This is a genomic window from Spirulina major PCC 6313 (assembly GCF_001890765.1).
Taxonomy (GTDB): Bacteria; Cyanobacteriota; Cyanobacteriia; order Cyanobacteriales; family Spirulinaceae; genus Spirulina; species Spirulina major.
This window is the reverse complement of sequence record NZ_KV878783.1, coordinates 3,161,298-3,180,153: the sequence shown is the minus strand read 5'-3', so window position 1 is coordinate 3,180,153 and position 18,856 is coordinate 3,161,298. Positions and strand designations below refer to the sequence as shown.

General features: G+C 53.7%; 13 protein-coding genes. 10 read left to right on the top strand and 3 right to left on the bottom strand.

The window, feature by feature from the left end:
• Positions 1-11: 11 nt before the first annotated feature.
• Positions 12-1,958: a molecular chaperone HtpG gene (gene htpG, locus SPI6313_RS13955; RefSeq protein WP_072621545.1), complete on the bottom strand. Its 1,947-nt coding sequence runs from the start codon at positions 1,956-1,958 to the stop codon at positions 12-14.
• A 189-nt stretch (positions 1,959-2,147) separates the two neighbouring features.
• Here htpG and SPI6313_RS13950 point away from each other — a divergent pair, with 189 nt between their 5' ends.
• From SPI6313_RS13950 to treY, 5 genes are all read left to right on the top strand, one after another.
• A complete protein-coding gene (locus SPI6313_RS13950; RefSeq protein WP_072621544.1) occupies positions 2,148-3,065 on the top strand; it encodes a sulfotransferase family protein in 918 nt (305 codons plus the stop codon).
• A gap of 177 nt (positions 3,066-3,242) precedes the next feature.
• Complete coding sequence (locus SPI6313_RS13945) at positions 3,243-3,743, top strand: cupin domain-containing protein (protein WP_217650610.1); 501 nt, start codon at positions 3,243-3,245, stop codon at positions 3,741-3,743.
• Between the two features lie 185 nt (positions 3,744-3,928).
• Complete coding sequence (locus SPI6313_RS13940) at positions 3,929-4,807, top strand: hypothetical protein (protein WP_072621543.1); 879 nt, start codon at positions 3,929-3,931, stop codon at positions 4,805-4,807.
• A gap of 159 nt (positions 4,808-4,966) precedes the next feature.
• Positions 4,967-6,781, top strand: a complete 1,815-nt coding sequence (gene treZ, locus SPI6313_RS13935) for a malto-oligosyltrehalose trehalohydrolase (RefSeq protein ID WP_072621542.1) — start codon at positions 4,967-4,969, stop codon at positions 6,779-6,781.
• A gap of 53 nt (positions 6,782-6,834) precedes the next feature.
• Entirely contained in the window at positions 6,835-9,693 is a 2,859-nt protein-coding gene (gene treY, locus SPI6313_RS13930) for a malto-oligosyltrehalose synthase (protein ID WP_072621541.1), read from the top strand.
• A 75-nt stretch (positions 9,694-9,768) separates the two neighbouring features.
• On the opposite strand, the gene SPI6313_RS13925 is transcribed toward treY, so the two are convergent.
• A complete protein-coding gene (locus tag SPI6313_RS13925; protein ID WP_072621540.1) occupies positions 9,769-10,401 on the bottom strand; it encodes a Uma2 family endonuclease in 633 nt (210 codons plus the stop codon).
• Positions 10,402-10,666: 265 nt separating this feature from the next.
• Here SPI6313_RS13925 and SPI6313_RS13920 point away from each other — a divergent pair, with 265 nt between their 5' ends.
• Together SPI6313_RS13920 and SPI6313_RS13915 are read left to right on the top strand one after the other, a co-directional pair.
• Positions 10,667-12,676 (top strand): serine/threonine-protein kinase, encoded by a 2,010-nt coding sequence (locus SPI6313_RS13920; protein WP_072621539.1) that lies wholly within the window; start codon positions 10,667-10,669, stop codon positions 12,674-12,676.
• Between the two features lie 231 nt (positions 12,677-12,907).
• Complete coding sequence (locus SPI6313_RS13915) at positions 12,908-14,383, top strand: polysaccharide deacetylase family protein (RefSeq protein WP_175551142.1); 1,476 nt, start codon at positions 12,908-12,910, stop codon at positions 14,381-14,383.
• 36 nt (positions 14,384-14,419) lie between these two features.
• On the opposite strand, the gene SPI6313_RS13910 is transcribed toward SPI6313_RS13915, so the two are convergent.
• Positions 14,420-14,938 carry a GNAT family N-acetyltransferase gene (locus tag SPI6313_RS13910; protein WP_072621538.1) on the bottom strand — a complete coding sequence of 173 codons (519 nt, stop codon included), beginning with the start codon at positions 14,936-14,938 and terminating at the stop codon, positions 14,420-14,422.
• A gap of 42 nt (positions 14,939-14,980) precedes the next feature.
• Here SPI6313_RS13910 and SPI6313_RS13905 point away from each other — a divergent pair, with 42 nt between their 5' ends.
• From SPI6313_RS13905 to SPI6313_RS13895, 3 genes are all read left to right on the top strand, one after another.
• Positions 14,981-15,409: a VOC family protein gene (locus SPI6313_RS13905; RefSeq protein ID WP_072621537.1), complete on the top strand. Its 429-nt coding sequence runs from the start codon at positions 14,981-14,983 to the stop codon at positions 15,407-15,409.
• A gap of 148 nt (positions 15,410-15,557) precedes the next feature.
• Positions 15,558-16,466: a DUF928 domain-containing protein gene (locus tag SPI6313_RS13900; protein ID WP_072621536.1), complete on the top strand. Its 909-nt coding sequence runs from the start codon at positions 15,558-15,560 to the stop codon at positions 16,464-16,466.
• Between the two features lie 93 nt (positions 16,467-16,559).
• Entirely contained in the window at positions 16,560-18,812 is a 2,253-nt protein-coding gene (locus SPI6313_RS13895) for a CHASE2 domain-containing protein (protein ID WP_072621535.1), read from the top strand.
• Positions 18,813-18,856 lie beyond the last annotated feature (44 nt).

Here is an 18,856-nt window from a genome sequence, read left to right as displayed (position 1 = left end):
TGGCGATGGGCTTACAGCCGCTCAGAAACCTTCGTCAGCAGCACATTAGAACGCTCCACAAATGCCTTCATATTGTCCGCATCAAAAGGCTTTTGGGAAATCAATGCCAAGTCGTAAATGTGCTGACACATTTGATTAACTAGCGTTGCCGTGGGGGATTCACCCGACCCATCCACAATGCTACTTTGGGACAAATTGAGCAGATTTTGTACCATCGGATGCGCCGTATTCACAAGCAACGTGTGCATATCGGGAAATTCCATATCCTTCTGTTGCATCAAGGCCGTCATCTCTTGAATGCGGCGCAACTCTTCCGGCATGATCACCATCGCGGGGGGCGTGCCTTGGGGATTTTCGGACTTAATCGATTCAGCCCGGATCGTGATTTTGCTGTTTTCTAAGGCTTTTTCAAATAACTCCTTGATCACCTCACTCTTGGTTTTATTCGTGGTGGGGTCAACGATTTCCGACTCGTCTTTATTGAGCAAGCTTTGATCAAGTTCTGCATCCACCCGCGCAAATTTTACTTCGGAATATTCCCGCTCCAAGAAGGGAATAAAGTAATTCGTATCAATGAAGGAATCCATATACAGGACTTCCATCCCTTGATTTTTGTAGAGTTCCACGTAGGGCGCTTGGGAACCGGCATCGGTGCAATAGAACACACGGTTTTCGTGTTTTTCTTGATTGCGTTCGAGGTAGTCTTTGAGGGTGGTATAGCCGTCATTGGTGGGCGTGTCTTGCCATTCATCATCCCCTTCGGTTTGGACTTCCACTTGGGGCGCGTCCTCTTGATGGGTGCTCTTGTAGATGATGATGTCGGCGACTTGCTCTTTAAATTTGTCGTCTTTGAGGGAGCCGAACTTGATGAATGTGCCCACATCTTGCCAGCACTGGACAAACTTGGCGCGGTCTTCGCGGAAGATTTGTTTGAGGCGATCGGCGATTTTTTTCGAGATATAGTCAGCGATGCGGCGGACGGTGCGATCGCTCGTCAACGCACTCCGGGACACATTCAGCGGAATATCGGTGCTGTCAATCACGCCGCGCAAGGGCCGCAAGAAGTCCGGGATAATGTCGTCACAATTATCACTGACAAACACTTGGTTACAAAACAGTTTAATTTGTCCTTTATTTACATCCACATCAGGACGGATTTGGGGGAAATAGAGGATACCATCGAGGACAAAGGGATAGTCTGTTTTGAGATGAACCCAAAGTAAGGGGTCTTCTTGGAAGGGGTGGAGATAACGATAGAATTCAAGATAGTCTTCGTCTTTTAAATCTTGGGGGGAAACCTTCCAGAGGGCTTTTTCTTGATTGAGCCGTTCTTCGCCCATCATGATTGGCACAGGCATGAAGTCGCAGTAAGTTTTAATTAACTGTTTAATGCGAGCTGCTTCGGCGTATTCAGTTTCCTCATCCATCAGGGTTAAGGTCACCGTTGTGCCGGGGGTGGTGCGGGTTCCTTCGGTGAGTTCAAAGGCGGGGGAACCGTCGCAAGACCAGTGAATGGCGGGGGAGTTGGGCCGGTGGGAGAGGGTTTCAATTTCCACTTGCTTCGCCACCATGAAGCTAGAATAAAACCCTAAACCAAAGTGACCGATAATTTGCTGGTCGGGGTCTTTTTGGTATTTTTGAATAAATTCTTCGGCACTGGAAAAGGCGACTTGGTTAATATATTTTTTGATTTCATCGGGAGTCATGCCGATGCCGTTATCGGAGACGGAAAGGGTTTTAGCGTCGGCATCTACCGTGATTTCAATCTTCGGAGCGGGTAATTCGCCGTCAACTTCACCGGCATAGGAGACCATCTTTAATTTGGCGATCGCATCCACACTGTTGGAAATTAACTCCCGCAAGAAAATTTCATGATCCGTGTAGAGGGATTTCTTGATGATGGGAAAAATATTCTCGGTATGGATCGTAATATTGCCTTGTTCGAGTACGGTTGCCATAGTTTCGTTCTGTCGCTAACGGGTTCTAGACTTGTATTGTGGATCGTCGCTGATCATTATCACGCAAGGATTTCCCCCCAATGAGGATGCGGATTACCCTACCTGACCGGGCGAAAGTCCTGCTGTGACGCAAAATTTAGAACACCCGATCGCACTTCAATACCCTCACGTTCTTGCCCCCTTCTCACCATGACTGAACCGAATTTTCTGCTCCTGGGTGCGCCCAAAGCCGGAACCACCGCCCTCTATGCCTATCTGCAACAGCATCCCCAGGTGTTTATGAGTGCCGTTAAGGAGCCGCATTTTTTCGCCTTCGAGGGCCATAGTTTGCACTTCAACGGGCCACGGGATGAGCGCGGCTCCCTCACCACGGCATCGGTAAATGAGTGGGGGGCGTATCAGGCATTGTTTGACGGGGCAACCGGGGCGATCGCACGGGGCGAGGCTTCAACGATGTATCTCTATTGGCCGGGCGTGCCGGAACGGATTCACCGCTACACCCCTGAGGCGAAACTGGTGGCGATTTTGCGCAATCCCATCGATCGCGCCTTCTCCCATTTTCTCCATTTGCGGCGCGATGGGCGGGAGTGGTTGAGTGATTTTCGTGAGGCCCTGGCAGCGGAGGGCGATCGCATCGCGCAAAACTTTTCCCCCGCCTGGCACTACCACGCCGTCGGCCAATATGCCGAACAACTCCAACGCTATCAGTCCATCTTTCCCCGTGAACAATTAAAAATCTATCTTTACGACGATTGGCGACAACAGCCCCGGCAATTTCTCGCCAGTCTATTTGAATTTTTAGAGCTTGATCCCACCTTTCAGCCGGATATGGGCACACGCCACAACACTACCCAACAAGTCCAAAAAAACGTCAGCATTCATGATTTTTTAACCCAAGATAATTGGATTAAAAAAATGCTGCGCCCCCTGATTCCGGCCCGCATCCGTCAACCCCTCGCCGCCAAAGCCTACCGCGCCAACGTGGCAGCCCCCCCCACACTCACCCCCCAACTCCGCCGCCAAGTCTTACCCCGTTTCCAAGCTGATATTCTCGCCACCCAAGACCTCATCCACCGGGATCTCTCCCACTGGTTAACCGTGGATTAAGCCACTCCAGTCGGGGATTGAAATCCCCGCCTCAGAGCGAAAACCCGTTAAAACGGGTTCCAGAGTGGGCTTCAGCCCATTTTCGCGATGAGCCAAGAACTTTAGTTCTTGGCGATGGCGGGCCTCGTGGCAATTTGGGGTTTAATGGGTTCAGATCGTGACCGGACAGGATCTTTTATGACGATGAAAAAACAAGACTGGATTCAAAAATTAGGATTGATCGAGCATATTGAAGGGGGATATTTTGCGGAAAGTTATCGATCCACAGACGAAATTTCGACCCCACGCGAGGGAACAAATCGGGCGATGATGACCTCGATTTATTACCTCTTAACCGACGATCGCCCCCTGGATCATCTCCATCAAAATCGATCGGATATTATGCATTATTTCCACACGGGTGATCCGATCACCTATATTTTGGTGGATTTGGCAGGGCAGTTACAGCGGGTGACCTTGGGCTTAGATGGGGCGCGGGGGGAAGTGCCGCAGCTCCTCGTGCCGGGGGGCTATTGGAAGGCGGCCATTTTGGAATCAGGGGAGTATGGCCTGTTGGGGGAGGCGGTGGCTCCGGGGTTTGATTATCGGGATATGCGGGTGGCGACGGCGGCGGAAATTCGGGCGCAGTTTCCGGAACTGTGGCCAGAGTTGGCTGATTTTGTGAAGCGATCGCCGTGATCACGGCGATCGCCCAATCCTAACCCACAGCGAACTCTCAACGCTCGATATACTAAATACTGAATTCCGGCGGTCTTAGAGTTTCGATACTATTCATCAACGCCGACAAACCCAAATGGAGGCGGAACCCTTGCAGATTATCGATCTCGCTCAAGTCTTGAGTCTGTCACTGTGAACCGCCGCCTATGTTCGCCCCCTTAAACGTTTCGCCCTCACCATTGACGCTCAAGGAACCCAACAACACTTCGCCCAATTTTGAGGCGATCGCCGCTCGCCCCGAAGCCCTCATCGAAGTCATCGCCGCCCGTCAACTCCTGTCCCCCTGGCAGTTCTATCGCCTCTGTCAACAGACGTGTTACGCCTGGAGGTGCGATCGCCTCTATTTTGGCCAGCTTCCCCTTGCCCTGTCACAGTCGTTTCCAGTGAGAGAATTGCAGCGGTTCTTTGATGCCCTAGCCATCCCCATTGGATGGTTTCTCGCCCCGCCCAAGTCAACCACCTACCATCTCTGCTGTCGGGGTCATCGGTTAACCTTGCGAGTCGCCTATGTTGGTAGTGGTGTGGTGGGCCGAGTTGTCAAAATCTCGTGTTTAACGGGAGAGTCTTGGGCGTTCAAAGCCTGTTTTGATTCGCAATGGGTTTGGCAACATGGGATCTGGGCGGAAATTCCCATTGGCTTGTATCTGCGATCGCAGGGAGTTTCCCAGAATATCGCTCAATTTGAAGCCGCTGGCCTCACCTGGATGCTATGGGAATGGATTGATGAAACCGAGAAACCCGAAAACCGCTCTGGCCTGGCCTATGAAACCCTGGCCCAACGAGCGCATCTGACTCGTCTGAATCCTCTCAATGTCTCGAACTACAACCTCCACGGGATACGCCTCGATCCAGGCGGGATTCAGATCAATTCCTGGGGACGACGGTGGCGGGATGGCATCTATACCCTGGGATTTTATTGGCGTCGCTTGCAGGCGGTTGGCTGGCGGTTTCTGAGTCCTCATCTGAACCTTAAGAGTCTGGGTTATGGCCTTAGACGCGGTTGGCGGTTGATCCGAGGCTGTTAACCCTGGCGAGATTGGCAAAAATAAGTCAAGGCTTGATCCACGTCCGGCAGGATGGGAGGGGAATCCGCATCGCACCCCTGCATCGGTCAATGGACAGATTGAGTACAATCGACTCAATCAAGCATTGGCCAATATTGTGAATCATTAGGTGTGTTGAGTATGCGTGTGGGTAGTTGGTACATCGGAGAAAATCGCTGCGAGTTTCGGGTGTGGGCTCCTGGCCGTGAGGCGGTGGCAGTGCATCTAGTGGCTCCGCACGATCGCATCATTCCCCTCGCGCCGGAATCGGGGGGTTATTGGAGTGCGATCGCACCTGACACCCCCCCCGGCAGCCGCTATCTCTATCAACTCGATGGCGACCTCGAACGCCCCGACCCCGCCGCCCATGCCCAACCGGAGGGCGTTCACGGCCCCTCAATGGTGGTGGATCACGGTGCGATCGCGTGGTCGGATCACGACTGGCGCAATCACGCCTTAGATCACTACATCATCTATGAACTCCATGTGGGTACCTTCACCCCAGCGGGGACGTTTGACGCGATCATTACTCGCCTTGAGGATCTCAAAAACTTAGGCGTGAATGCGATCGAACTGATGCCCGTTGCCCCCTTTCCAGGGACGCGCAATTGGGGCTATGACGGGGTTTATCTCTACGGCGTGCAGGAGTCCTACGGCGGGCCAGAGGGATTAAAACGCCTCGTCAACGCTTGCCATGCAGCGGGGATTGCCGTCATTCTCGATGTGGTCTATAACCATTTCGGCCCCGAAGGGAATTATCTCTGGCCCTACGGCCCCTATTTCACCAACCAATACCGCACCCCCTGGGGCGACGCGATCAACTACGACCAAGCCGACAGCAACGAGGTGCGCAACTTCTTCATCGAAAACACCCGCTACTGGCTCGACACCTACCACATCGACGCGCTGCGCCTTGATGCCGTCCATGCGATTTATGACTTTAGTGCCCGGCCCTTTTTGCAGGCATTGGGGGCGGCGGTGGCTGACCTGAGCGCGGCGAGTTATCCCCGCTATTTGATCGCCGAAAGTGATCTTAATGATGTGCGGGTCTTGCAAGACCGCGACACGGGCGGGTTTGGTCACGATAGCCAATGGTGCGACGACTTTCACCACGCCGTCCACACCCTGATCACCGGGGAACAGTCGGGCTACTATTGCGACTTCGGCACCGTGGAGCAATTGGCCACCAGCTACCGCCAAGGCTATATCTATACGGGCCAATATGCGCCCCACCGTCGCCGCAACCACGGCAACGATCCCCAGGGCTGTCAGGGCAAAAACTTTGTGGTTTGTGTGCAAAACCATGACCAGATCGGCAATCGGTTACTGGGCGATCGCCTTTCCCAACTGACAGACTTTGAAGGGCTGAAACTGGCGGCGGCGCTCCTTTTCCTCTCGCCCTTTGTGCCGATGCTCTTCATGGGCGAAGAATACGGCGAAACCCGCCCCTTTCAATATTTCGTCAGCCACAGCGATCCAGGGTTGATCGACGGAGTACGGCAGGGACGCGCCGAAGAATTTAAAGCCTTTGGCTGGCCAGAGGATAAAATCCCCGACCCCCAAGGTGAGGCGGTGTTTCAAGAGTCTGTCTTGAGTTGGGATTGGAGCGGTCAAGGCGGCCTGTTGCGACAGTTCTATCAAACCCTGATCCAACTGCGCCACCAACTCAAACCCCTCCATCATCTGGATTTAAACCACATTCAAGTCACCCCCAATCCAGAGCATCCGAGCCTACTCGTTGAGCGACAGTGGCAGGCGGAGCGCGTCTGGTTCGCGTTTAATTTCAGCGATCGCCCCCTTCCCATTACTGCCCCGTCGGGATCGTGGAGTCTGCAACTCGATTCTGCGATCGCCCCATGGCACGGCCCCGGCAGCGATGCCCCCGATCAATGTGTTGGGGGGGATGACGTTGCGATCGCACCCCGTGCCGTTGTGTTATACCACAGTCAATCCTAGCTCTCACCCTTAACCCGTATCATTGCCGCTTTAGGACGCGTTTAACTCCCATGATGCACTTGCCCCTCGCCACGTACCGGCTCCAATTCAACCCCCAATTCACCTTCAAACACGCCAAAGCGATCGTCCCCTATCTCGCTGAATTGGGCATTCCCTACCTCTACGCCTCCCCCATTTTCAAAGCCCGCTCCGGCAGCACCCACGGCTACGACGTGGCCGATCCCACCCAGTTAAACCCCGAACTCGGCGGCGCGGAACAGTTTGAAGACCTCACCGCCAAACTCCAAGACCATCAGATCAAATGGCTGCAAGATATTGTGCCGAACCACATGGCCTTTGATAGTCAAAATCAAATGCTGATGGATGTCTTAGAAAACGGCAGCGATTCCCAATATAAAAACTACTTTGACATTCAATGGGATCACCCCTACGAAGGCATTCGCGGTAAAGTGCTCGCCCCGTTTTTAGGCAAATTCTATGGGGATTGCCTCGAAAGTGGTGAACTCCAACTGCAATACGATGAACAGGGGTTTAGTGTTAATTACTACGATCTGAAATTTCCGATTCGGATTGAGTCTTACACCGCTGTTTTAGCCTATAACCTGGGGCAACTCCGCCAAACTCTCGGCCGCAAACATCCCGACTTTGTGAAGTTTCTCGGCGTTTTATACGGCTTGAAATATATTCCATCCGGGGAAGAGGGCAGCGAACGCTACGACCAGATCGCCTTTATTAAAAGTATGCTCTGGGAGTTGTGGAATGATAACGCTGATATTCACGCATTCATTGCGACGAATATCAAGCTGTTTAATGGTCAAGTCGGAATTCCAGAAAGTTTTAATCGCCTTGAAGAATTACTCTCAGATCAATTCTTTCGGTTAGCATTTTGGAAGGTGGGAAATGAAGAATTAAACTATCGCCGCTTTTTTACCGTCAATGATCTCATTTCCCTCCGCATTGAAGATCCAGACGTTTTCCAAAGTACCCATCAACTCATTTTTGAACTGATCGAAGCGGGCAAAATTCACGGGCTTCGCATTGATCATATTGATGGTTTATTCGATCCTTCCACCTATTTATTCCGACTGCGCGATCGCGCCAACCATACCTACCTCACCATTGAGAAAATTCTCGAAACCCACGAAGAACTTCCCCTCAATTGGCCGATCCAAGGCACGACGGGCTATGATTTCCTCAATTTAGTCAATGGGATATTCTGTCAACAGGAAAATGAGCAGACTCTCACCGACATTTATCACCGCTTCATTGGTGCATCGATTGACTGCGATCGCCTCATTGACGAGAAAAAACGCCTGATTATTAGCAAACACCTGGCCGGGGATATTGATAACCTGGCCCACTTCCTCAAACAGGTCTCGATCCGCTACCGCTACGCCAGTGATTTCACCCTCTACGGTTTGAAATCCGCCCTCGTCGAGGTGATGGCGCTGTTTCCCGTGTACCGTACCTATATTAATAACGATGATATTAGTTCGAGCGATCGCAACCACATCACCCAAGTCATTCAGCAAGCCAAAGAAAATATTCCCGTTTTCTTAAATGAACTAACCTTCATTGAAAAATTCCTCTTGCTGGAATTTGACGACTATTTGAGCGATGAAGAACAGCAGCAATGGTTACTGTTTGTGATGCGCCTGCAACAGTTCACTGGGCCCCTGATGGCGAAGGGTATTGAAGATACAGTGCTGTATATTTATAACCGTTTAACTTCTCTCAATGAAGTGGGGTCAAACCCCCTCTATTTCGGCGTATCCTTGGAGGAATTTCACCAAAAAAATCACCTCAAATGTGCCAACTGGCCTCACACAATGAACGCCACCGCCACCCATGACACGAAACGAGGTGAAGATGTGCGATCGCGCATTAACGTCCTCTCCGAAATTCCCGATGAATGGGATGCTCAATTACGCAAATGGCAAGCCTTAAATGCCGCGCAAAAAATCTGTCTCCCGGAAACGGGTTTGGATGTGCCAGATACCAATGATGAATATTTTCTCTATCAAACCTTGATCGGCACATTTCCCTTCACCGATACTGATCATGATGAATTTGTCGAGCGGATTAAAGAATACACTGTTAAAGCGATTCGAGAAGCAAAAGTCTATACCGCTTGGCTCAAACCGGATACTGGGTATGAGGATGGCTTTACTCAGTTTGCAGAGCGCATTTTAAAACCGAGTCCGAAGAATGATTTTTTAACTGAATTTCGTGTCTTTCAACGGAAGATTCAACATTACGGTGTCTTTAATTCACTCTCGCAGGTGTTGCTAAAAATGACGGCTCCGGGTGTGCCGGATATTTATCAAGGGACGGAATTATGGGATCTGAGTTTGGTTGATCCCGATAATCGCCGCCCGGTGGATTATAAACTGCGCACGAAGTATCTGCGGGCGATTAAAAAAGCCTGGGACAAAGATCCCCTTGATTTACTAAAAACCTTGCTCGAAAAACCGGAGGATGGGCGCGTCAAGCTCTTTTTGATTTATCAACTGTTGCAGGCGCGGCGGCAATTTGTAGAGGTGTTTCAACGGGGGGATTATCAAAAATTAACGGTGATTGGTAGTCTTCAGGATCATGTGGTGGCGTTTACGCGCACTTGGGGCAACCATACCGCGATCGCGATCGCCCCTCGCTTTTTCACCTCTATTGTCAGTGATACAGAATTGCCCCTCGGTGAGCAGGTGTGGCACGAAACCCGCCTGTCCCTCCCCCCCGGCTCTCCGTCCCACTGGTGCGATCTGATCAGCGGTCAAACCCTCAACAGTCAGGACGCGCTGTTTTTGCGGGATACTTTGGCACATTTTCCCGTTGCTCTGTTGGTGAATTCTGTGGATGATGTCAATTCGGAAACGGATGTCGTAACGAGCCGCCACGGTCAACCCTCATCATAAGCCCAGCACTCCTGTTGTCCTAAAGCCGTGATCAGCACCATTAGACTGCTCTTCACGGCTCAACTCATGGGTGGATCATGGCTGAATTTGCGCTCTTGTCCAGTCCCGCACCGCCTGCCGTAATGCCCGCCGACCTTGCATCCGGTGAGTTTCGATCAGTTGGGGTAATTCACGAATTTTTAATTGTGAAAAAGTCGGGCTGATTTCGACTTCTTGATATTGCCCAGCTTGCAATATATAAATGCGCAGTTCTCCCGCTTCATAACACCAAATTTCCGGCACATTTAAGCGGGCATAAATTGGAAACCGAGCGAGGGATTTACTGGTGAGGTCAATTTCAAGGGCAAGATCCGGCGGCGGATCTTGACTGAGATCAAAATCTAGCTTCCCCCGGATGAGGTGTTCATTTTGAAAATAAAAACAATTATCAGCCTCTAAACCTGCTTGGGCGAGCGGTTTTCGCCAAGTCGCAGAGCCATAGCTTTCGTAGTTGTAGTCTAACGTTTCGGCAATATCTTCAATAGCAATGCTGATCGACTGCTTGAAGTACTCATGTTCTGGTAATGGGGTCATAATCTCCACTGTCCCTGCATCATAGGCAATCCGACGATTTCGCTGATCGCCCAGACAGGTGAGTAAGGTTTCAAACTGTTGCCAGGTTAGGTGATGCAACAGGACGCGATCGGCCCGGTTTTGGGTTAGCAGCATGGTGATTCGTCACTCTATCGCTCGATTTTAACCTCTGGCACTGGGGGCGTTGGGGCGCGATCGCTGCACCTTGAGCGATCTAGAAGCCTGTAGATTGCCGTCCCTGGCCTGCACTCAGGCTTGCTCTCGTGGCGATCGCTTAAGATTGGAAGAGGTTGCCCCTGAATTGTTGCGATCGCTGTGCCGGGTGTGGTGCGCAAGATCATGCAGACGGTGAGGGTTCGGCCTACACTGTTGCTTTGACCGCATTTTTTTGAAATCTCCCATGCAATCGCCACTGACACCGGGAATTCTGTTAAACCAGCGTTATTTAATTGTGCAAACCCTTGGCCAAGGCGGCTTTGGGCGCACCTACCTCGCTGAAGATCGGGGCCGTTTTAATGAGCGTTGCGCGATCAAGGAACTCGTGCCGTCCCAGAGTTCGGACTATGTGATGGCGAAGTCGCGGGAACTGTTCCAACGGGAAGCGGCGACGCTGTACCAGATTAAACATCCCCAAATTCCGCAGTTTCAGGCGACCTTTGAGGAGGCGGGGCGGCTGTTTTTGGTGCAGGACTATGTGGAGGGGCAGACGCTGCAAGATGTGCTTGAAGTCCGGCGGCAGAATGGGCAGCAATGCAGCGAGGCGGAGGTACGGCAATGGTTCGTACCGCTGTTGCCGGTGTTGGGCTATCTCCATCAGCAGGGGATTATTCATCGGGATGTGTCGCCGGGCAATATTATTTTGCGATCGCCGGATCATGTGCCGATTTTGATTGATTTTGGCGTGGTGAAGGAACTGGCCACCCGGATTCAATCCCCCGATTTACAGGCGGCGACCACGGTGGGTAAGGTGGGCTATGCGCCCCGCGAACAAATGCAAACCGGCCAGGCTTACCCCAGTAGTGACCTCTATAGTTTGGCGGTGACGGCGATCGTGATGTTGACGGGGAAAGACCCCCAAGCCTTGTTTGATCAGGTGAATTTTAGCTGGCGATGGCGGGATCAAGCGCAGGTCAGCCATGAATTTGCGGCGGTGTTGGATCGGATGTTGAGCGATCGCCCCAATCAACGCTATCCCTCGGCCCTCGCCGTCCAGCAAGCGATCCAAAATTTAGGCACACCGCCCCCCGCTCCGGCTGCCCCCGTTGCCTCCCCGCCGCCGCAACCCCCCCAAACCCCACCCCCACAGCAACCCCCACAACCGCGCTCCCAAGATCTGTCGCAGATGGGCACGATGGTTGTTGGGGGGCGATCGCCGAACCCCACCACCGCAGGCGAACCCAGATCACAACCCACGACCACCGGCCCTCAAATTCGGACACCGCGCCAAGGGTCAACGATCCCCGCGCCCCTCGCCCTGTTGGGGTTGACCTTGGTGATTAGTCTCGCTGCGGGTTTGGGAACGTGGGGCTTAATTACCCTATTGCTCAATCGCTCCCCCGATACGGGAGCGATCGACGAACCCCAGGACTTTCCCACCCCCACCCCTACCCCCACCACAGACATTCCCGATACGCCCCCCAGCCCAACCCCGTCCCCATCTCCCTCACCCACTCCAGCCCCTTCCCCCACGGTGACGGAAGAAACCCTCGTTCTTCGTCCGGGTCGTAACCTGACCCGACGGGGACAACTCACCACCGATAGCTCAGCGGAATATAGTTTTGATGCCCAAGCGGGCCAAGCCTTGGAGACGCGCTTAGAGAGTGATGGGGTGGTGCTGACGGTGCTTAATGCCCAGGGACAGCCCGTGGGCAGTGGCAGCGATCGCGTCCGCAGTTGGCAAGGAACCCTACCCAGCGATGGCCGCTACACGATCACCCTCAACCCCTTACCCGGATTCGCAGTGGATCAATACAAATACCGCCTTGATGTGATGGTACAGGGTGCTCCGGAACCCTCCCCCATCCCCACGGCTCCCCCCATTCCTACCCCCACGCCCACACCAACCCCCACGCCCACGCCCACGCCAACCCCAACCCCCACGCCCGCCCCCAACCCTGAGCCGGTAGAGATTAACCCCGAACCCGAAGAAACCTCCTTAGAACTGCGGGGACGCACCACCCCCCAAGCCTTTAAGCAGTATCGAGTGGCGGTGGAATCGGGGCGCGTGCTCACGGTGGCCGTCACCGATGGCTTGGTGGAATTGCGGCTGCGTGATCCCAGTGGTGCGGTGCTCGAATCGGCGCGGGGAACCTTATCGTGGCAGGGCAAGATCCGCCAAGGGGGAACCTATTACATTGATGTGCTCACCCGCGAGCCGACCCAATTTGCCCTGCGCTTGAATGTGGATTGATCGATGGGGCGATCGCCCGCTGAAGGGACTGCGATCGCTCGCTCTAGGGCCAATCGTCACAAATATTGTTGGCCAGACCCCATTTTTTGCTGAATACTGGAGCAGTGGTCAAAGCATTGAGAATAGTTGAAATTCTTGACAATCATGGGCTTCCGCAGCCTGGGTTGTGCTCAACGGTTGGCATTGCGCCCGACGATCAATCATCACCAAAAATACTCAGGAATGTTAATTATGGCAACGCTTCAAGATCAGATTGATCTCAGTTTAGAACGGGAAGGCTTGCCGAATATTTGCGGATCTGAAGCTGCGATCGCTCGCATTACCAACCACGATCAGCCCATCTTTTTAAACCGCACAAATCTCAACCTAGACACCTTCAAATCCAGCTTTGCCTGTGCCCTCCACATGCATCAACCCACCATCCCAGCGGGACAGAATGGCGGCTTGATTTGTAATCTCCAAAATATGCTTGAAAATCCCCACAATGGCGACAACCACAACGCCACCGTCTTCGCCCATTGCTATAGCCGCATGGGGGACTTTATCCCGGATTTAATCGCCCAAGGCTGCAATCCTCGGATCATGTTGGACTATTCCGGAAATCTGCTCTGGGGCTTGATGCAAATGGGTCGCCAGGACATTATTGATAATCTCAAAAAAATCACCCTTGATGACCGGTATTGGCCCCATGTGGAATGGTTGGGAACCCTCTGGAGTCACGGGGTTGTACCGTCCACTCCGATTCCGGATGTGAAGCTGCAAATTCAAGCCTGGCAACAGTATTTTGCGGCCATTTTTGGCCCGGAAGCCCTAGCGCGGGTGAAAGGATTTTCGCCGCCGGAAATGCATTTACCGAACCATCCTGACACGTTATTTGAATACATTAAAGCCCTGAGAGATTGCGGCTATCGCTGGCTGATGGTGCAGGAACATTCCGTCGAACGGCTCGATGGTGCGGGGCTAATTCATGATGATAAATATTTACCCAATCGTTTGGTGGCGACGAATTCCCACGGCGAAACGATCAGCATCACGGCACTGATTAAAACCCAAGGATCGGACACAAAATTAGTGGCGCAAATGCAGCCTTATCATGAGGCCAAAACGCGGGGTCGTCAAACCCTAGGCGGCCAAGCTGTGCCCTGTTGCGGAACGCAGATCGCCGATGGGGAGAATGGCGGGGTGATGATGAATGAGTTTCCGGGGGGATTTTTCCCGGCGTGGCAGGCGATTCAGCAGGATAGCAGCACGGTGGGGATTAATGGGACGGAATATTTGGAATTGTTGGCGGCGGCGGGGATTACGGCGGCGGATTATCCGGTGTGTCAGGCGGTGCAACAGCATAAGATTTGGGCACGGGTGGATCGGGAGCAGCCAACACCGGAGGCTGTGGCGGGGGCGATCGCATCCCTCAAAACTGACGATCATCAATTTCACATGGAGGGCGCATCTTGGACGAATGACCTCAGTTGGGTGAGTGGTTATGAAAATGTTTTAGAGCCGATGAACCGCCTCAGTGCGATGTTTCACGCCAAGTTTGACGCAGCGATCGCAGCCGATCCAACCGTAACCCAGAGCCGCGACTATACCGAGGCGCTGCTTTATGTGATGTTGGTGGAAACCAGTTGTTTTCGCTATTGGGGACAGGGGACTTGGACGGACTATGCGCGGGAACTCTATCGCCGGGGGGAAGCGTTGGTGCAGTAGCAAAAAATTCCCCAGAGTTCCTCAGACAAGGTAGCGTTAGCCCCTTGTCCCCTCCTGGACTAAGTCCATGCCATAGACCTGTACGACGATCGCATCAATCACAATTTCGCGCTGCCACTGCATCCCGACTTTTTCGGCGACGCGGCGCGATCGCTCATTAGCCGCCTCGATTAGGGAAATGACGCGGGGAATACCGAGGCGGGCGGCATGGTCGCGCACGGCACAGGCGGCCTCGGTGGCGAACCCTTGGCCCCAGTGCGATCGCCCCAAACGGTAGCCGATTTCGATCTCGGTGTGGCCGTCGATCTGTTGATGAATCAGGCCACAATAGCCGAGTAATTCGCCCGAAGCCTGGGCCGTGACGGCATAGAGTCCATGGGGATGATTTGGGCGGCTCTGGTGGTGGATCAAGTCAGCGGCTTCGGCCCGGCTGAGGGGTTGACGGGTGCGGGAAAAATACATCACCTCCGGATCACTCAAGATCAACGCCAAGGGGTCAAGATCCTCCGGGCAAAAGCGGCGTAAACACAGGCGAGGGGTGTGAGCAATTAGCATAGGTGTGGTGACTGGGCACAATGAGCGGGTGAGGAGGTTTCAATGCTACACCATGTTTCAATTCGCACGGCGGATATTCATCGGGCGATCGCATTCTACGAAATTCTGGGGTTTAGGGTGAGCGATCGCTTCACCACGGGCTACACCCTCGCCTGCTGGCTGACGGGGCAACAGGGGCGGCTGGAATTGATTCAAATCCCCGAACCGAAGCCCGCCCCCGATGCCTTTGGGGACGAGCATTATGTGGGCTATTATCACCTCTCCTTTGACCTGACCGATGCGGCCCCCAGCCTCAGCGCGTGGCTGGCGGAGATCACACCCCGATTCGCCGCGATCGGGCATCAGTTATCAATTTTATTACCGCCAGAGCAACAAATGATTGGCCAGAGCGTCTATGAGGTTGCGTTTATTCAAGACTGCGATCGCTTGCCGATTGAAGTATTACGGCAGCTTGCCGAAGGAAAGTCCTAACGGTGAGGGGAGCGATCGCAACCCATCCAGAATCCAGAGGGTTCAATGTTTGAAATTGTCCCCGATCACCCTGGATTCCGAAAAACATCAGGTTATCCTTAAAACTAACAATGACATTGCATCCACACTCTGCCCTACTGTGAGAATCATGGCTTTTAAAACTCCGCTGCGCTGGCTTGCGATCGCCCCCGCCCTCCTGAGCCTCAGCCTTCCCAGTTTCATCCTCCCCGCCCAAGCCAATCCCCTCGACCCGCTGCTGCTCAGTTTGGGCTTCCCCTCCTCAACCCCCTCCGGCAGCGGCGCACCCCAACGCACCGCCGGGGGAGCACCCAAGCGCGGCTCCGAAGCCTGTGTGGCCAAACTAGCAGACCTCAATGGAGATGGTGAACTCGACCCCCTCACCCCCCTCACCGCCCTGATGCCGATTAGCAACATCGGCACCAGCCTCAACCCTGACCCCACCCTGACGATCTATATGCCCCGGAACAGTTCGTCCGGCGTGGAAATCGTCGTCCAAAAACGCACCCCCCTCGCCAACCCCACCGGCCGCACCCGCTACCGCTACGAAGAAGTTTACGCGAACATTTTGCCCGCCCCCGAAAGCACCACCACCGGCCCGCGCATCGTCAACTATCGCCTCGAAGGGGTTAACCTCGAAGCCGGGGCCGTGTACGAATGGACATTAGCCATGCTCTGTGAAAACAGCATTGGCAATGAAGAAGTGATCAGCGGCTTGATTTCGTGCAGTCTGGAAGATGGCAGTCCCCTCGGTTGTACTGCCGGTGCAACAATTCCCGATCCCACCACCTTGAATGCTGGCGAACTGAAACAACAAGCCACCGCCTACGCAAACCAAGCCTATTGGAATGAAGCGTTACAGTTTTCGGCCCAGTTGCGCCAGTTCGATCGTAGTGATTGGGTGGAGTTTTTAGAGTCGCAGGAACTGGGCTGTTTAGCCGATGTGCCCTTTGCGGATGAGGTGGTTGATCCGAATTCGCCCCAAGCTGCCCCCAATTGGGACCCGCAATGTTTTGTTGAAGCGGTGCCGGAATTTTAAACTGGGTCGGTTTCGTTAAGAATTAAGATCAGAGATGATGCGATCGCATCGTCTCTTGTTTTGATGAAATAGAACCCGCGCAACTCAGCCGCCATGACTTGGACTCAGCTTAAAAAAAACCTGTGGCATTGGCGTGGGGTTGTCGTCGCCGCCCCCTCCGCTTCATTGTTAGTGATTCTCGTGCGGTGGGCGGGCCTGCTTCAGGGCTGGGAGTTAGCGGTTTATGATCAATTCATGCGGCTGCGGCCCGTCGAACCCCCCGATGATCGGATTGCGATCGTCGGCATGACCGAAGACGACTATCGCAACCTCGGCAAAGTAGTCATTCCCGACGGGTATTATGCCGAAGTGATCCGCGAACTCCGCCAACAAAATCCCCGCGTCATTGGCCTCGATGACTATCGCGATCAACCCATCGATCCCGGCTCCGAAGACCTCATCGCAATCTTTGAAACCACCCCCAACCTGATCGGCATTCAAAAAGTCGCCGGGGATAGCGAACTCGAAACCGTCGATCCCCCTCCCGCCCTCCAAGAACGCGGCCAAGTCAGTGCCAATGATGTGATCCTCGATTCCGATGGGGTGGTACGTCGTGCCTTGGTGAATGTGCAAACCCCAGAGGGCGAGATCATCCCCACCCTGAGCCTTTTCCTCGCCGGACGTTACCTCGAAGCAGAGGGCAAATTGATCGACATTGCCCCGGATACAGACAATTGGTGGCAAATTGGCGAAACCGTCTTAAAACCCTTCCAACGCTACGATGGCGGCTATATTCGCACCGATGACGGCGGTTATCAAATTTTGCTCAACTACCAAGGTGGGGCGCAAACCATTGAGCGTGTTTCCTTTTCCACTGTGTTAGAGGGGAACTTGCCCGATGGCTGGGCCACGGATCGGATCATCCTCGTCGGGGCCGTGGGCGCGACGGCCCGCGATCAATTCATGACCCCCTACGGTAACTATTTACTCGCCTCCCCGGAACCGATGCCGGGGGTGGAAGTTCACGCCCAAATGACGAGCCAACTTCTCAGCGCCGTCTTAGACGATCGCGCCTTGATCCGCACCTGGCCCGAACCCCTCGAAATCCTCTGGATTGTCTTCTGGATCAGTGCCGGGGCTGTTACGGCTTGGCTCCTGCGTCATGTGGAAAAAACCCGCGTTGGGATTCTTAAAGTGGTCTCGGTGCAAGGGGGCGCGGCGGTGCTGTTGATCGGCAGTAGTTATGGGGCGTTGATGCAGTCCTGGTGGATTCCCGTTGTGCCGCCGTTGCTGGGTTTCGTGGCCGCGACGGTGGGAATTACGGCCTATGTGGCGCGGACGGCGGGGGATATTCGGCGTACCTTTGGCCGCTACCTTACCGCCGAGGTGGTGTCAACGCTGCTGGAAAACCCCGAAGGGCTGAAAATGGGGGGCGAACGGCGCAAGATTACGATCCTCACGTCAGATTTACGGGGCTTTACTGCATTATCGGAACGGCTCCCCCCGGAAGAAGTGGTGAAGATTCTCAACTTCTACCTGAGCTATATGGCGGACATCATCACCCAATATCAAGGCACGATTGATGAATTTATGGGGGATGGGATTTTGGTGCTGTTCGGTGCGCCGACGGAACGGGAGGATGATGCGCGGCGGGCGATCGCCTGTGCGATCGCGATGCAGTTGGCGATGACGGAAATCAATGTGCAGATTGAAGCCTGGGGCCTGCCGAAGTTAGAAATGGGCATCGGGATCAATACCGGCGAAGTGGTGGTGGGGAATATCGGTTCCGAAAAGCGCACAAAATACGGCGTTGTCGGCTCTCAAGTCAACCTCACCTATCGGATCGAGTCCTACACCACGGGCGGCCAAGTCCTTACCTCAGAACCCACCCTGAAGGAAGCCGGGGCGGATATCCAAATCGACGGCACGATGGAAGTAATGCCGAAGGGGGTGAAAAATCCGATCACAATCTACACAATCGGCGGCATCGGTGCGCCCTACAACCTCTATCTGCCCAAGGTAAAGGAAGACTATCGCCCCCTGGCCGAACCCTTAATGATGCTGTTCACGGCTCTCGATGGCAAACATATCAGCACGGAACAGACGAAGGGTCAGTTGGTGCAGCTTTCGGAAAAGGGGGCTGAAGTCCGGTTAGACGGGGATGCGATCGCATCCAAACCCGAACCCCTCACCAACCTCAAACTAGCGATCCCCGATCTCCCCGATGACCCCGCCGGTAGTGATGACATCTACGCCAAGGTGATAGATGAACCTAGCGAGGCCAACACCTTTTTCATTCTCTTTACCTCTCGTCCACCTGCGGTCTTGAAGGTGATGACCCAACTGTATCAAACGGCTCAGGGGTAGCTACGGCTCGGAGTACAAGACAAACGTTGAAATGTACGGCGGCA

What these genes read in the sequence shown, in the direction of transcription:
- htpG (WP_072621545.1), bottom strand. Translation starts at nt 1,958, where the DNA reads ATGGCAACCGTACTCGAACAAGGCAATATTACGATCCATACCGAGAAT.
- SPI6313_RS13945 (WP_217650610.1), top strand. Translation starts at nt 3,243, where the DNA reads ATGACGATGAAAAAACAAGACTGGATTCAAAAATTAGGATTGATCGAG.
- SPI6313_RS13895 (WP_072621535.1), top strand. Translation starts at nt 16,560, where the DNA reads ATGACTTGGACTCAGCTTAAAAAAAACCTGTGGCATTGGCGTGGGGTT.
- treY (WP_072621541.1), top strand. Translation starts at nt 6,835, where the DNA reads ATGCACTTGCCCCTCGCCACGTACCGGCTCCAATTCAACCCCCAATTC.
- SPI6313_RS13925 (WP_072621540.1), bottom strand. Translation starts at nt 10,401, where the DNA reads ATGCTGCTAACCCAAAACCGGGCCGATCGCGTCCTGTTGCATCACCTA.
- SPI6313_RS13940 (WP_072621543.1), top strand. Translation starts at nt 3,929, where the DNA reads ATGTTCGCCCCCTTAAACGTTTCGCCCTCACCATTGACGCTCAAGGAA.
- treZ (WP_072621542.1), top strand. Translation starts at nt 4,967, where the DNA reads ATGCGTGTGGGTAGTTGGTACATCGGAGAAAATCGCTGCGAGTTTCGG.
- SPI6313_RS13950 (WP_072621544.1), top strand. Translation starts at nt 2,148, where the DNA reads ATGACTGAACCGAATTTTCTGCTCCTGGGTGCGCCCAAAGCCGGAACC.
- SPI6313_RS13905 (WP_072621537.1), top strand. Translation starts at nt 14,981, where the DNA reads ATGCTACACCATGTTTCAATTCGCACGGCGGATATTCATCGGGCGATC.
- SPI6313_RS13920 (WP_072621539.1), top strand. Translation starts at nt 10,667, where the DNA reads ATGCAATCGCCACTGACACCGGGAATTCTGTTAAACCAGCGTTATTTA.
- SPI6313_RS13915 (WP_175551142.1), top strand. Translation starts at nt 12,908, where the DNA reads ATGGCAACGCTTCAAGATCAGATTGATCTCAGTTTAGAACGGGAAGGC.
- SPI6313_RS13900 (WP_072621536.1), top strand. Translation starts at nt 15,558, where the DNA reads ATGGCTTTTAAAACTCCGCTGCGCTGGCTTGCGATCGCCCCCGCCCTC.
- SPI6313_RS13910 (WP_072621538.1), bottom strand. Translation starts at nt 14,938, where the DNA reads ATGCTAATTGCTCACACCCCTCGCCTGTGTTTACGCCGCTTTTGCCCG.